Origin of the sequence: Streptomyces sp. NPDC001980, assembly GCF_040296885.1 — a bacterium.
In the GTDB taxonomy this organism is placed as follows: Bacteria; Actinomycetota; Actinomycetes; order Streptomycetales; family Streptomycetaceae; genus Streptomyces.
Genome location: NZ_JBEOYD010000057.1, coordinates 38,728 through 52,454 on the forward strand (window position 1 = coordinate 38,728; position 13,727 = coordinate 52,454).

Here is a 13,727-nt window from a genome sequence, read left to right on the forward strand (position 1 = left end):
GGCCACCCCTTTCGGGCGGAACGGAGGGAGTGCAGTCAGGAGAGGCACCGGCGCGAACTGGGAATCAGGCGCGTACGAGATGTGCGTCGAGGGGGGCGAGCAGGTCGAGCAGCGCCTTGCGCTCCCCCTCGGAGCACGGTGTGAAGGGCGCCGCGGCATACGGCGGGCACAGTCCGCGCTCGGCCAGGACGGCCTTCACCCCCGGGACGCCGGGACGCACGGTGTGCAACGCCAGTACCTCGTCGAGCAGTTGCTGCGCGCGCCGCGCGTCCTCGTCCCGGCCGTCGCGGTGGGCCCGGCACAGCTCGACGGTCACCGCGGGCGCCAGGTTGGCCACTCCGAGGACGACGCCGTCGGCCCCGAGCCGCAGCGCGTCGAGTGCCTGGCGCTCCGCGCCCTGGCTGACCCCGAAGTCGTCGCGCCGCCGGGCCGCCGCGAGGGCGTGGCCGAACAGTGCGGGGTCGCCCGAGCTGTCCTTGATGCCCACCAGGTGCGGGAGGGCGGTCAGTTCGTCGAGCAGGGCGGGGGTCAGCGGGTTGCCGTAGCGGGGGGCGTGGTAGGCGACGACGGGAACACCGAGGCCGGCGAAGGCGGCGTAGTGGGCGACGATCTCGTCGTGCCGGTGATGGAAGTAGGTCGGCGGGCTGAGCACCAGCGCGTCCGGCGCGGCGGGGCGGACGGCCTCCGCCCGCGCCAGCGCCTCGGCGGTGCCGGGGGCCGTGACGTTCACCAACACCGGTCCGCCGTCGGTCATTTCGCGCCAGCGTGCGGCAACCCCGGCGGCGAAGTCGCCCAGTTGTGCCGTGGGGAGCAGCGGGCCCTCGCCGTTGCTGCCGAAGAGCATGAGGCCGCGGGCGCCGGCCGCCGCGAGCGCGCGGAGCAGGGCGGCGGTGGCCGGGGGCGAGGGGTGTCCGGGCCGATCCATCGGGGTGACCAGCGGGACGATGACACCGGTGAGCAGCGTGCGTCCGTCGATGTGCGGTCGTTCGGCTGCAGCGCCGTCGTGGCTGGTCGCGCCCCGCGGCGGAGCCGCATATCGATGCAGCCCCGCGCCCCTTTGGGGCGCTTCGCTTGCCCCTACCGACCCGGATCGCTCGGCCCCCCTGTCCCGACCACCCATCAGTACCCCTTGACCTCGGGCCAGGCCAGTTCCACCCCGGCGCGTGTGAGTTCGTCCTGGAAGCGGTGCAGTTCCTCGCCGTCCTCGTACACCTGCTCGACGTCCAGGCGGTTGTCGAGGCAGTAGGCCGCCAGGGACCCGGCCGCCTCGCCGATGTTCCACTCGACGGGGTGCAGCCGGTAGCAGCCGTTGGTGATGTGGGTGGTGCCGATGTTCTTGCACACCGGCAGCAGGTTCCGCACCCGCACGGGGAGCAGGGCGCCCAGCGGGATCTGGAAGGGGCTGCTGGCGACGTCGATGTAGGTGTCGCCGCCGGTGGACGGGTGCAGGTCGATCCGGTACATCCCGATGCCGACCGAGTCCGGGTAGCGCACCGCGCCGTACTCGCCGCGCACGGCGAGGGACAGGTCCTGTTCGACGATGCGGCGCCGGGCGACGATCCGGCGTGACTCCCGGATGTACGGCGCCTTGGCGAGCCCGTCGGACGTGCCCAGCACGTCGCCGCGGAGCCGCAGGCCGGGCCAGCCGGTGCCGCCGTCCGGACGGGGTGCCTCGGTCTGCAGCCAGTGGAGCATGCTCAGGCTCAGCTCGCGGGCCGCCGCCAGGTGCCGGTCCCGCTCCTTGTCGTCCACCCCGATCAGCGGGCCGGGCAGGTAGTCGATCATGGGCCAGTTGACGATGGTCACGTCGCTCGCGGCGAACCCCGGCCGGTACAGTTTCCGGGAGAACACCCGGCGGAACTCCCACAGTTCCTTGTCGCCCGCGTCCTTGCTCTGGTCGGCGACGACCGGCCCCGAGTCGGCGTTCGGGGTGAAGCCGCGCGGTACGGTCTGCAGCGTCCTCGGGTCGGGCGCGCTCAGGCTCAGCAGCCGGTTCGGCCACTGCGGGGGGTGGTAGGCGGCCCAGCGGTCGTAGCCGGCCGGCCTGTCGATGGTGTGGTCCTCTCCGGCCAGGTGGTCGACGGCGAACACCCAGGAGAACGCCTGCATGTTGGCCGGCTGGGCCGCGTCGGGTGCGCTCGGCTCGCCGGTGTCCCGCCGCGACTCGAAGCCCGTCACGTGCTCGGTGCCGGTCAGCGGCAGCAGGTCGCCGAGTTCCGTGGCGTCCAGGACGTACGGCGCCGTCGCCTCGACCCGTGTGCCGTCCGGGCCTTCGACGACCACGGACCGTACGCGGTCGCCGTCCACGGAAGCGGCCACCGGACGGTGCCGGTACAGGATCCGCAGCCGGCCTGCGGCCACGTACGGCGCGACCATGGCCTCCAGGACGGCGGCGCCGACCCGGGGTTCGTGGCACAGCGGGCTCACCCGGCCCTCGCCCGGGTTGAGATACCGGCGCCGCCTGGCCTCCTCGGTGAGCGGATACCAGGTCCGGTAGTGCTCGCGGACCGCCTCGCGCAGCGCGCGGTAGGTGCGGGTGGCGCCGAACTGCTCGATCCAGGCGTGCTCGTCGGGCGGCACGCCCTGGCTGGTGAGCTGACCGCCGATCCAGTCGGTCTCCTCGGTGAGCAGGACCGACCGGCCCCGGTCGAGGGCGGCCAGCGCCGCGGCCACCCCGCCGAGTCCCCCTCCGACGACGAGGATGTCCGTGGCCGCCGAAGTCGGCGCGCTCATACACCACTCCCTTCCGGTAGGTCACCCGCGCCGTCCGGGCCGAAGGTGAAGCTCCGAGGTGCACCCCGTACGTCCACCGGCACGGGCGGGCCGCCGTCCGGCGGGGTGACGAGCAGGTCGCCGACGCCCTCGGCGGTCCCGGTGACGCGGTCACGGGTCCGCCGGTAGTCCCGTACGACGACGCCGGGCGCCATGTCCAGCAGGACACGTCCGTCGAGGTGGACGGTGAGCCGGTCGGCCGCCCGGACGTCGAGGCGGCCGTCGCCCAGCGGCAGGTTGCACAGTTCGGCCGGCTCGCCCGGGTGGGCGAACCGCCAGCCGTCCGGGCGCGCTTCGGCCAGTTCACCGAAGGCGAGATACGCCAGCAGTCCGCCCCAGGCCATCAGCCCGTCCGACCGTTTCCGAAGGTTCGTCAGGTTCTCGCCGTCGACGGCCGGATAGTTCTCCCGGACGTGGCCGTACTCGTGCCACTCGTGGAGAAACAGCCGCAGCAGGTCCCCCACCACCGGCCGGCTCAGCTCGCTCAGCCCGTACCGCCGCAGCCCGCGTACGGCGAGATACGCCATCGGCGCCCAGATCCGGCCGCGCCAGTAAGTCGCCGCGAAACCAGGGTCGTTGCGGGCCACGCTGGGCAAGGGACGTACGCCGCCCAGCACTTCTGGCCGCAGCAGATCGGCGGCCACCGCGGCCGCACGCCCGGTGTCCGGCAACCCGCCCAGCAGCGCGTACAGCATCGTCGGCGAGACGTGCGGATCATGTGTGCCCGCCGACGTGAGGTTGCGGTAGCCGCCGCGCCCGTCGTCCCACAGCAGCCGGTCGGCGACCGCCCTGGCCGCGGCGGCCTCGGCGTGCAACCGGTCGGCCGTCGCGCGCTCCCCGAGGAGGCCCGCGATGTCCGCCAGTGCCTCGGCATCGGCGATGTGGAGGGCGTTCAGGCCGACGTCGGCGAGGTCCATGGTGTGGGTCGCCGGGTCGTACCGGGCCTCGTCGTACATCGGCGAGTCGTCCAGGCCCGATTCGCGTCTGGCCCGGTCCAGGGTCGCCGACGCGGAGTCGCCCGCGACCGGGTCGGAGCCCCAGGCGAGCAGCCCGTGCGGTCCGCGGCGGGCCCGGGGCCACCAGTCGTGCCAGGCCAGCAGTGCCGGGAACGTGGCGTCGAGCAGCGCCGTGTCGCGGGTCCCGGGCGAGAGGCCGCCCGCCAGATAGGCCTGGTACACCGTCAGCGCGCCGACCGGCGGCTGCGAACGGTCGTCGGTGCGGCCCCTGTCGTCCGAGATCCGGTTCGGGATCATGCCGGCCCCGTCCGCGTACGGAAGGATCTGTTCGAAGATGCCGCGCGCGTAGTCCCGGTCGACGGCCGAGGCGGTGAGTCCGGTGAAGAAGGTGTCCCAGGCGTGCAGGGCCCAGGTGCCGTAGAAGCCTTTCCGCTCGGCGCTGACGAAGTCCCTGGAGGTCGGGGTGAGGACGCGGCCGATGTCGGGCGCGTAGACGGTGTTCCAGGTGACGGCCCTGGTCAGGGCGTCGGCGGCGTCGCCGAGCCAGCCGCCGGAGCGCAGCCGGGTCCGGTCGGCGGCGGCGCGGTGCGACGCGAGGACACCGGCGGTGTCCGCCACCGTGCCCGGCACGTCCGCCGGTGCGATCCGCAGCTCGACGGTGCCGGGACCACCGACTGCCAGGACCAGCTCGTCCACGGGCCCCTCGATCCTGCGGACCGCCGACGAGGCGGTGACCGTCCAGCGGAGCCCGCCCGCAGAGAAGGTGACGGTGTCCGGACGGCCCGTCGGCTCGTCGGTTCCGGCCAGGTCCGCCACGGACAGCACGACCCGGCCCGTGCTCTCGGCGCGGACGTGCAGGACGTCGCCGGGTCCGCCCGCGAACTCCAGCCACAGCCGGTGGCCCGCCGCCCGTACCGTCACCTCGGCGTAGCTGCCGTCCACGGTGTGCGGGCCGAGCCGTTCGAGTCCGTCGCGCCAGGTGAACCCGTCGAGCACCGGGCCGTCGGGGCCGAGTACGCCGAACCGTACCCGAGGTCCGGCCGGCAGCCGGCTCATACCGGTGTGGGTACGGACGTCCCAGGTGTTCCATCCGATCGGCGCGGGCCTGCTGGTGACGCGCTGCTCTGCCGTCCCGCTCCCACTCCCGCTGCCGTTCATACGACCGCCTTGCCGTCGGCGGTACCGTCCCCCGGCACCGATTCGTCGAGGTCCAGGGCCGCGTCCAGCAGCGCCTGCGTGTACGGGTGACGCGGTGCGGTCAGCACCTCGCCGGTCCGGCCCTTCTCCACGATCACGCCCCGGCGCATCACCGCCACCCGGTCGGCGATCTGGTGCACCACTCCCAGGTCGTGCGAGATGAACAGCATCGCGAGCCGGTGCCGTCCGCGCAGGTCGACCAGCAGCCGCAGGATCTGGGCCTGGACCGAGACGTCGAGCGCCGACACCGCCTCGTCGCACACCAGCAGCCGGGGCCGTACGGCCAGTGCTCTGGCGATGCTGACCCGCTGGCACTGACCGCCCGACAGGTCCCCCGCGCGCCGCGCCGCCACCTCGGGGTCGAGCCCCATGTCGGCGAGGAGCCCGTGCAGTGCCTCGGTGCGGTCGCCCTCGGGTGCGGTGACCGGGTGGGTGTTCCAGACCTCGGCGATGACCGAGGCGACCGTCATGCGCGGGTTCAGCGAGGACCGCGGGTCCTGGAACACCATCTGCACCGCACGCTGCAGTTCGGGCGGCCGGCGCCCCGCGCGGCCGAGCGGCCGCCCCTCGAAGGTGACGGACCCGGCACCGGGCCGCAGCAGTCCGGCCACGCACCGGGCGACGGTCGTCTTGCCGGAGCCCGACTCGCCGACCAGCCCGAGTGTCTCCTCGGGTGCCACCGACAGGCTCACCCCGTCCACCGCGACCTGACCGCTCCGCCGTCCTCCGTAACTGACGTGCAGGTCACGCACATCGAGGAGGGCGTGCTCGTTCGTGCTCACGACCGCGGCACCTCCTCGGCGAAGTGGCAGGCGCTCCGGCGGCCCGGCGCCACCTCCCGCGCCTGTGGCCGTTCGGCGCGGCACCGGGCGCGGGCCAGGGGGCAGCGCGGATGGAAGGCGCAGCCGGCCGGCCGGTTCGCCGGGGTCGCCGGAGCCCCGGGCAGCGGGTCGGCCAGTGCGGTACGGGTCCGGACGGCGGGCACGCTGCGCACCAGTGCCGCGGTGTACGGATGGGCGGGCCGCCGCAGGACGTCACGGGCGGGCCCGTGTTCGCAGACCCGTCCGGCGTACATCACCACCACCTGCTCGCCGACGTGCGACACGACCCGCAGGTCATGGCTGACCAGCAGCATCGCCAGGCCGTCCGCGGTCTGGATGTCGGCCAGCAGCCGCAGGATCCGGGACTGCACGGTGACGTCGAGCGCCGTCGTGGGCTCGTCGGCGAGCAGCAGTGCGGGGTTTCCGGCCAGCGCCATCGCGATCACGGCACGTTGGCGCAGTCCTCCGGAGAGTTCGTGCGGGTAGGCGCGCATCCGCCGTTCCGGTTCCGGCACGCCGACCCGGTCGAGGAGTTCGACGACCCGGCGGTTCACCTCGGCACGGGGCAGCCGGTCGCGGCGCGGTATCTCGCCGACCTGACGGCCGATCCGCTGGGTCGGGTTGAGGGCGGCGAGCGGGTCCTGGAAGATCATCGCGATCTCCCGGCCGCGTACCGCACGGCGCCGTGCCGGGTCGGCGGCGAGCAGGTCCTCGCCGTGCCACAGCAGCCGGCCGGCCAGGGTGGCGCCCTCGGGCGGCAGGCCAAGGATCGCGTGGGCGGTCATGGTCTTCCCGCTGCCGGACTCGCCGATCAGCCCCACGGTGGTGGCCCGTGGCACGTCGAAGGAGACGCCGTCCAGTACGCGGGTCCGGGTGCCGCGCGGGCCGGGCAGTTCCACCACCAGGTCCTCGATCCGCAGGACCGGCCCGTCGGTCGCGGGCACGGCTTTCCCGGCCCCGTGTTCGCGCGCGGTTCCGGCGGGGGTCACGAGCCGCCGGTCCGTACGCCCGCGAAGTCCGGCAGCCCGCTGGCGTCCGGGACGAAGCCCTTCAGGCCGCTGTTCCAGGCGTAGGCGATGCTCACGGACATCGGGTACATGCCGACCGCGTCCTGCCAGATGATCCGGCCGGCCTGGCCGTAGAGGTCGGTGCGCTTCGCCTTGTCGGCCGTCGCGCCGGCCGCCGCCAGCAGACCGTCCAGCGTCTTGTTGCAGTAGCCCATGCGCTTGGCCGCGCAGGTGTAGAGACGGCCGAGGTTGCTGGCCGCGTCGTAGCTGGGGGTGGCCAGCTGCTGGAAGTTGATGTCCCACTTGAGCGCGAGCAGGTCCTCCGTGAAGACGGCCTGCTCCTTCTCCAGCGGCTCCACCTGTACGCCGACCTTCTGCAGGTCCGAGACGACGGCCTGGATGAAGGGCTTGAACTCGTCGTTGGCGAACTGCAGCCGGAGCTTCTTCGAGAAGTCGAACCCGGCGGCGGTGAGGGCCGCCTTGGCGGCTGCCGGGTCGTAGGCGACGGCGGGCTGCGCCGCGTGGCCGAGGACGACACTCGTCACGGGTGCGTCGGCCGCCTTGCCGGTGTCGGGATAGAGCTTGTCGATGATGGTCCTGAAGTCGACGGCCTGCCAGATGGCGCGGCGCACCTTCGCGTCCTTGAGGGCGGGGATCGAGGAGTTGAACCACATGGTGAACTCGGCGCTGCTCGGCACGGTCTGCACCGTCAGGTCCTTCTGGCCTTTCAGCGAGGCGAGTTGGTCGTCCGGGATGCCCCAGACGACGTCCACCTCGCCGGTGCGCAGTGCGGTCATGCGGGCCGCGAGTTCGGGGATGTTCCGGATGGTGACCTTGCTGAGCGTGGGCTTCGTGCCCCGGTACTTCTTGTTCGGCACCAGGACCAGCGACCCGCTCGGGGTGAACGCGTCGACGGTGAACGGCCCCGAGCCGACGGCGTGGTTGAAGAAGGCGGTGTCGTCCTTGCCGACGCCCGACGGGAGGACGTAGAAGGTGCCGAGCTTGCCGGGGACGGACGCGTCGGGCGCCGGGCTGTGCAGGACCACCTCGGTGGCGGAGACCTTGGTCATCGTGTCGCCCGGGAAGTTGCCCGCGTTGGGGCCGTTCAGGCTGATCATCCGCTGGAAGGAGGCGACCACGTCGTCGGCGTCGAGGGCGGAGCCGTCGGAGAAGGTGACGCCGGAGCGCAGCGTGAACGTCCACGTCGTGACGTCCTTGCCGGGCTTCCAGGACGCGGCGAGGTCGCCTTCGAGGGTGCCGTCCGCGGCGGGTTTCACGAGTCTGCTGAAGATCTCCTGGGCGGCCAACTGGGTTCCTGTGGAGGCGCCTTGGGCTCCGTGCGGGTCCAGGCTCTCGATCGGATAGGTGCCGGCGACCGTCACGTCGCCCGAGGCGGAACCGCCCCCGTTGTCGTCGCCGCCGGTGGTCGTCGAGCACGCGGCGAGGAGCGCCGCGCCCGCCGTGGCGGTGGCGGCGAGCCGGATCAGCCGGTTCCGCCCGTGCTCACGCGTCCTGGTCATGATGGTGCTCCTCTCGATCGAGGGTCGGTCGGAGTCAGCCGGTGGGTGAGGCGCTGTGCGTCGCTGTGCGTTCGTACGGCAGGTCGGGGGGTGCTGGCCGGGGGAGGTGCTTGGTCGGGTGGTTCTAGTAGGGGCGGCCGCGGCCGTAGCGGGCGGTGAGCTGGTCGCCGAAGATGCCCACGTTGACGATGAGGAGGGACAGGGCGATGCCCGGCAGGGTGGAGATCCACCATTGCGTTTCGAGGTACTCCTTGCCGTTGGCGATGGTCTGCCCCCACGACACGGTCGACAGGGGCAGCCCGATGCCGAGGAAGCTGAGCCCCGCCTCCGCCAGCACCACCAGCGCGAATTCGAGCGTGGCGAGGGCGACGATCGGTCCGGCCGTGAACGGGAGCACGTGCCGGGCGAGAATGTTCCGGCCGGGCACCCCCAGCACCCGGGCGGCGTCGACCCACGGCCGTTCCCTGAGCGAGAGCGCGATGCCCCGGGTGACGCGGGCGAAGCCGATCCAGCCGGTCGCGGAGAGCGCGACGACGACCAGCAGCACACTGCGTTCGAAGGCGCCCGCGATCACGATCGCGAGCAGGATCGCGGGGAAGGCCAGCAGGACGTCGAAGATCCGGGCGAGTACGGCGTCGGCGACGCCCCGGAAGTAACCGGCAACGGCGCCGAGGAGAACCCCGACGAGGCAGGACAGCGCGACCGTGGACACGCCGATGAGCACCGCCGTCCGGGCCCCGTAGACGATCTGGGCGAACATGTCGCGGCCGAGTCCGTCCGTGCCGAGCCAGGCCGTGCCTCCGGTGGACACCTTGGTGCCGGGGGCGAGCAGCCGGTCGTCCAGGGAGGTGTGCACCGGGTCGTAGTGGATCAGCAGGGGCCCGACGACGGCCACCAGCAGGTAGCAGCCCACGACCACGGCGGGGACCCGGGACAGGAGCGAGCGCGGTGCCCGCCGCGGAGCCGTCATCGGCTTCTCGACGGCGACGGTGAGGTCGGTCATCAGACGGCTCCCGTCCGGATCCGCGGATCCAGTTGGGCGATGAGCAGATCGGCCATCAGGTTGAGTACGACGACGATCCCGGCGATGAGCAGGGTGGCGCCCTGGACGACCGTGTAGTCGCGGTTGGCGACCGCCTCCACCACGAGCGATCCGAGGCCGGGCCAGGCGAACACGTTCTCGACGATCACGGCGCCGCCGACCAGCGCCCCGACCTGGACGCCCACCACGGTCACCACCGGGATCAGCGAGTTGCGCAGGGCGTGACCGAACAGCACCTGACGCTCGGTCAGTCCCTTGGAGAGCGCGGTCTGGATGTAGCTCTCGCGCATCGTCTCCGCGAGGCTGGTCCGGGTCAGCCGGGCGATGATCGCGACGAACGGGAACGAGAGGGTGACGGCGGGCAGCACCAGGTGCTGGGGGGTGCCGACCCCGGAACTGGGCAGCAGGCGCAGGGTCAGGGCGAAGACCAGCACCAGCATGATGCCGATCCAGAACGTCGGGAACGACTGGAGGGCGATCGTGCAGGCCGAGACCACCCGGTCAAGCAGCCCGCCCGGCCGCGCCCCGGCCAGCATGCCGAACGTCAGTCCCACGATCACCGCGATCACGGTGGCCGTCACGGTGAGGTCGACGGTGGCGGGCAGCCGGTCGAGGACCGCGCCCATCGCGGACCTGCCGAGCCAGTGCGACTGGCCGAAGTCGAGCCGGCAGACGTCGCCGAGGTAGCTGAGGTACTGCGCCCCGAGCGGCCGGTCGAGGCCGAGTGAGGAGCGCAGTTGGTCGATCTGGCTCCGGGTGGCGTCCGGGCCGAGCAGTACGGTGGCGGGGTCGCCGGGCGCGGCCCGGACGATGAGGAAGATGAGCGAGGCGGCGCCCCACATCACGAAGACCCCGATGAGCAGCCGGTGCACGATCATCCGAATCATGTCCGCGGCCCCCTGCCACCGGTACGTGTGGTGCGTACCGGTCCGACCGAGTCGCCCGGTACGAAGGCGCAGGGCACGGTCAGTTGCCGCGGCTCGGGGGTCTCCTGGTCGAGCAGCTCGATCAGCACTCGTACGGCCTCCCCCGCCATCTGGGCGCGGGGCAGCGAGAACCGTGTCCAGTTCCGCGAATCGGGTGTCCAGGACGGTGGATCGCCCAGCAGGGCCAGCGAGCAGTCCTCCGGAAACCGGACCCGTTCCGTACCGGCCATCGTCGCCAGCGCCTCGGTGAGCCGGTTGTCCTCGGCCGGCTCGACCAGCAGCGCGGTGATCCCGAGTCCGTCGATCCACCCCGCCAGCCGCTCGACCGTCAGGTCCGCGGGATCGGCCAGGCTCCGGATCAACGCCTCGTCCACGGCGATGCCGGCCTCGGCCAGCCCGCGCCGGTACCCCTCCTCGCGGTCCCTGGTGGGCTCGCTGTCCTCCGGGGCCCGCAGATACAGGATCCGCCGGTGGCCGAGCCGCGCCAGCTCGGCGACGAGTGCCGCGGTCGCCGAGACGTAGTCGGCGGCCACGTAGGAGAGTTCACCGTCGTCCACCTCCCGGCGTCCGACGAAGACGAACGGGAAGTCCTCCCGGACCAGCGCGGACAGCTCCTCACGGCGGACGTTCCGGCCGAGCAGGACGCAACCGTCCGCGATCTTCAGCCGGTTGGTACCACCGGCGTAGATGGACCGCTCGGCCCTCGGCGCACCCGAAGCGCTCGCAGCACCCGAAGTGTTCAGGGCACCGGATGCGCTCCCGCCGGAGCAGTACAGCAGCAGGTCGTAGCCCTGCCGTGCCGTCTCCTCCTCCACGCCGAGCAGGAACGGGTAGTAGAAGTCGCGTTGGTCGGTCGGGAACACCGACTCGAAGGTGTAGAGCCCGAGCAGCCGGTTCCGGCCGCCCTTCAGGCTGCGCGCGGCGACGTTGGCCGCGTAGCCCAGTTCCTCGGCCGCCGCCAGCACGGCCCGCCGGGTCGGTTCCGCGATCTGCGCACTCGCCGCGCCTCCGCTGATCACCAGCGACACCGTCGCCTGGGAGACGCCGGCGCGCCGGGCGATGTCCCGTTGGGTGGAGCGTCTACGTCGTTCGGGAGGGGCCATGAGCACTCCCAGTTAATACGTATTAGCAAGTGCCGAATGACGCTACTCGGACCCGGCGAAAGGCGTCAAGACACGTGAACGCCCTTTGTCGGGCTTGTTTCTGACAGATGATCCGATCTCGGCTTGTGACCGGATTCGCCATCCCTGTGCGCGGGTGAGCCATGGCACGCGGACGCGATGTCCAGGAACATCGGGACCATGACCGAGCACACCGTCGACGACGACCTCGCGTCCCGCTTCGACCGGGACGGTTACGCGGTACTGCCGGGCGCCCTGGCACCGGACGAGGTGGCGGAGCTGCGGGCGGAGACCGTACGGATCTGCCGCGGCGGGCGGGGCGCCGTCGAGGGGGCGCCGCCGCCGGTCGCGGGCGAGAGCGACGACGAGACGGTACGGCGGTTCCTGTGCGTGCACTATCCGCACAAGCTGTCGCCGCTCATGCTCGACACCATGCGCCATCCCGCCGTCGTCGGACCGCTGACCGAGGTGATCGGTCCCGACGTCAAGGCGATGCAGTCGATGCTGTTCGTCAAGTCCGAGGGGAAGCCCGGCCAGGCGTGGCACCAGGACGAGATGTTCATCCCCACCCGGGACCGGTCGCTGACCGCCGCCTGGCTCGCCCTCGACGACGCCACCGTCGACAACGGCTGCCTCTGGGTCCTGCCGGGCTCGCACCGCCCCGGCGTCATCTACCCCAACCGGGAGCACGACGACGCCCGTTACGACTGCACGGTCGAGTCCTACGGCTTCCCGTACGACGAGGCCGACGCCCTCCCGGTCGAGATCTCCGCCGGATCGGTGCTGCTCTTCAACGGCTATCTGCTGCACAAGTCACTGCCCAACACCGGCCGGCAGGGCTTCCGACGGGCCCTGGTCAACCACTACATGAGCGCCTCGTCCCTCCTCCCCTGGGCACCCCCCGAGGCCGAAGTACCCATGGCCCAGGCCGACTTCCGGGACATCGTGCTGGTCGCGGGCCGGGACCCGTACGCCTACAAGGGCACCGCCGACGTGCGCAGGCCCCGGGTGCGGCGCGACCGGTCCGGGGGCTGTGACAGGTGAGACCGCCGTGACGGACCGCGTCCCGCCCCCGACCCCCACACTGCTGTCCCGGCTCGGTCCCGCTGTCGCCGACTACCCGCCCGGTTCGGTCTTCGGCCCCAGGGACGCCGGATCCTACGAATTCGTCTGGCTGCTGCACGGCAGCGCCTACTGGGTCTGCGGCGACCTGACCGTACCCCTGGGGCCCAGCACACTGCTGCTGGTACGCCCCGGCATGCGCGACACCTTCCACTGGGACGCCCACCGGCCCACCCGGCACGCGTACACGCATTTCCGGCTGCCCACCGCCCCAGGGGACACCGAGCCCACCGACGACACCGGCTGGCCGGTCGTCCGCGACCTGACGGGCCGGGGCGACCCGATGGCCACGCTCTGCCAGTACCTGCTGACGCTCGGCGCGACCCGCCCGCCCGGCTGGGAGCGGCACGCCGAGGAGACCCTGCGCCTGCTGCTCTTCACCTTCGTGCACGGCACCGGCCCCAGCCCAACGGCGCTCCCGGAGCCGCTGCTCGCCATGATGACCGCGGTCCGCCGCCACTGGTCGGACGGCGTCGCCCGCCCGCTCCCCCTGGAGCGGCTGGCACAGGCGGCCGGCGTCTCGGAGAGCACGCTGTCCCGGATCTGCCGGCGGCACCTCGGCGTCAGCCCCGTGGCCGGGCTCGAACGGCTCCGCCTGGCCAGGGCCGAGCCACTGCTGTGGCTGAGCAACCTCTCGCTCCGCGCCATAGCCGTACGGTGCGGCTTCCCCGACGCCTACCATTTCTCGCGCCGGTTCCGTGCCGTCTACGGCATGTCCCCGAGCGCCTTCCGCAAGGTGCCGCCCGAGTCGGCCCCGCCGTCCCCGGTCACCGACGGCGCCCTGTCCGCACTCCAGGCCCTGGCGCCACCCTCGTAAGAGGGCGCGCAGCGCACATGGCCTTCGCTGCCCCGAGGCCGGCCCTCAGACAGCCATCGCGGCTGCGCTCAGCCACTGCCTGCTTGCTGTCGAGCACCGTCTGTGACGGCGGCGTTGCTTACCGGTTCATCGGGCATCGCGTCCGGTAAGCGTGTGTCGACGTTCCGCGAGAGCGGTCGCCGCACCCAGGTCTGGCCGGTCCGCCTTCACCGGCCGGTCACGCCGCCACGGTGGTATCACTGGATGCATGAACCACAACGGCGAACTGGGTGACTTCCTGCGCTCGCGCCGGGCCCGGCTGCATCCCGAGGACGCGGGAGCGGCCTTCGGCGGCGGCGCGCGCCGGGTACCCGGACTGCGCCGCGAAGAGGTCGCCCACCTGGCCGGCGTGAGTACCGACTACTACGCCCGCCTCGAACAGGGCCG

The 13,727-nt window shown here is 72.4% G+C and carries 12 protein-coding genes; 3 read left to right on the plus strand and 9 right to left on the minus strand.

Annotation, left to right across the window (positions count from 1 at the left end; translation table 11 throughout):
- Positions 1 to 64: 64 nt before the first annotated feature.
- From ABT137_RS45910 to ABT137_RS45950, 9 genes are all read right to left on the minus strand, one after another.
- Positions 65 to 1,120, minus strand: a complete 1,056-nt coding sequence (locus ABT137_RS45910) for a dihydrodipicolinate synthase family protein (RefSeq protein WP_351718836.1) — start codon at positions 1,118 to 1,120, stop codon at positions 65 to 67.
- A complete protein-coding gene (locus ABT137_RS45915; RefSeq protein WP_351718839.1) occupies positions 1,120 to 2,733 on the minus strand; it encodes an FAD-dependent oxidoreductase in 1,614 nt (537 codons plus the stop codon). Before ABT137_RS45915 ends, ABT137_RS45910 begins: the two co-directional genes overlap by 1 nt.
- A complete protein-coding gene (locus ABT137_RS45920; protein ID WP_351718842.1) occupies positions 2,730 to 4,886 on the minus strand; it encodes an amylo-alpha-1,6-glucosidase in 2,157 nt (718 codons plus the stop codon). The genes ABT137_RS45915 and ABT137_RS45920 overlap by 4 nt, the downstream gene beginning before the upstream one ends.
- Positions 4,883 to 5,707, minus strand: coding sequence for an ATP-binding cassette domain-containing protein (locus tag ABT137_RS45925; RefSeq protein WP_351718844.1), 825 nt, complete (start codon positions 5,705 to 5,707; stop codon positions 4,883 to 4,885). The genes ABT137_RS45920 and ABT137_RS45925 overlap by 4 nt, the downstream gene beginning before the upstream one ends.
- Positions 5,704 to 6,690, minus strand: coding sequence for an ABC transporter ATP-binding protein (locus tag ABT137_RS45930; RefSeq protein WP_351718846.1), 987 nt, complete (start codon positions 6,688 to 6,690; stop codon positions 5,704 to 5,706). The genes ABT137_RS45925 and ABT137_RS45930 overlap by 4 nt, the downstream gene beginning before the upstream one ends.
- Before the next feature lie 41 nt (positions 6,691 to 6,731).
- Positions 6,732 to 8,273 carry an ABC transporter substrate-binding protein gene (locus ABT137_RS45935; protein WP_351718849.1) on the minus strand — a complete coding sequence of 514 codons (1,542 nt, stop codon included), beginning with the start codon at positions 8,271 to 8,273 and terminating at the stop codon, positions 6,732 to 6,734.
- A gap of 124 nt (positions 8,274 to 8,397) precedes the next feature.
- The gene (locus ABT137_RS45940; RefSeq protein WP_351718851.1) at positions 8,398 to 9,276 is read right to left on the minus strand and encodes an ABC transporter permease; all 879 of its coding nucleotides are present in this window, start codon (positions 9,274 to 9,276) and stop codon (positions 8,398 to 8,400) included.
- Positions 9,276 to 10,202 carry an ABC transporter permease gene (locus tag ABT137_RS45945; protein WP_351718854.1) on the minus strand — a complete coding sequence of 309 codons (927 nt, stop codon included), beginning with the start codon at positions 10,200 to 10,202 and terminating at the stop codon, positions 9,276 to 9,278. The genes ABT137_RS45940 and ABT137_RS45945 overlap by 1 nt, the downstream gene beginning before the upstream one ends.
- Positions 10,199 to 11,344: a LacI family DNA-binding transcriptional regulator gene (locus tag ABT137_RS45950; protein ID WP_351718857.1), complete on the minus strand. Its 1,146-nt coding sequence runs from the start codon at positions 11,342 to 11,344 to the stop codon at positions 10,199 to 10,201. Before ABT137_RS45950 ends, ABT137_RS45945 begins: the two co-directional genes overlap by 4 nt.
- A 198-nt stretch (positions 11,345 to 11,542) precedes the next feature.
- On the opposite strand from ABT137_RS45950, the gene ABT137_RS45955 reads away from it, so the two are divergent.
- The 3 genes from ABT137_RS45955 to ABT137_RS45965 all read left to right on the plus strand — a co-directional run.
- Positions 11,543 to 12,406, plus strand: a complete 864-nt coding sequence (locus ABT137_RS45955) for a phytanoyl-CoA dioxygenase family protein (protein WP_351718859.1) — start codon at positions 11,543 to 11,545, stop codon at positions 12,404 to 12,406.
- Positions 12,407 to 12,413: 7 nt separating this feature from the next.
- The gene (locus ABT137_RS45960) at positions 12,414 to 13,301 is read left to right on the plus strand and encodes a helix-turn-helix transcriptional regulator (RefSeq protein WP_351718862.1); all 888 of its coding nucleotides are present in this window, start codon (positions 12,414 to 12,416) and stop codon (positions 13,299 to 13,301) included.
- A gap of 247 nt (positions 13,302 to 13,548) precedes the next feature.
- Positions 13,549 to 13,727: helix-turn-helix domain-containing protein (locus ABT137_RS45965; RefSeq protein ID WP_351718865.1), on the plus strand; the 179-nt coding region annotated here is incomplete at its 3' end.

Bases quoted from the DNA above. Each gene is read 5' to 3' on its own strand.
- ABT137_RS45935 (WP_351718849.1), bottom strand. From the start codon at position 8,273: ATGACCAGGACGCGTGAGCACGGGCGGAACCGGCTGATCCGGCTCGCC.
- ABT137_RS45955 (WP_351718859.1), top strand. From the start codon at position 11,543: ATGACCGAGCACACCGTCGACGACGACCTCGCGTCCCGCTTCGACCGG.
- ABT137_RS45915 (WP_351718839.1), bottom strand. From the start codon at position 2,733: ATGAGCGCGCCGACTTCGGCGGCCACGGACATCCTCGTCGTCGGAGGG.
- ABT137_RS45920 (WP_351718842.1), bottom strand. From the start codon at position 4,886: ATGAACGGCAGCGGGAGTGGGAGCGGGACGGCAGAGCAGCGCGTCACC.
- ABT137_RS45950 (WP_351718857.1), bottom strand. From the start codon at position 11,344: ATGGCCCCTCCCGAACGACGTAGACGCTCCACCCAACGGGACATCGCC.
- ABT137_RS45940 (WP_351718851.1), bottom strand. From the start codon at position 9,276: ATGACCGACCTCACCGTCGCCGTCGAGAAGCCGATGACGGCTCCGCGG.
- ABT137_RS45910 (WP_351718836.1), bottom strand. From the start codon at position 1,120: ATGGGTGGTCGGGACAGGGGGGCCGAGCGATCCGGGTCGGTAGGGGCA.
- ABT137_RS45945 (WP_351718854.1), bottom strand. From the start codon at position 10,202: ATGATTCGGATGATCGTGCACCGGCTGCTCATCGGGGTCTTCGTGATG.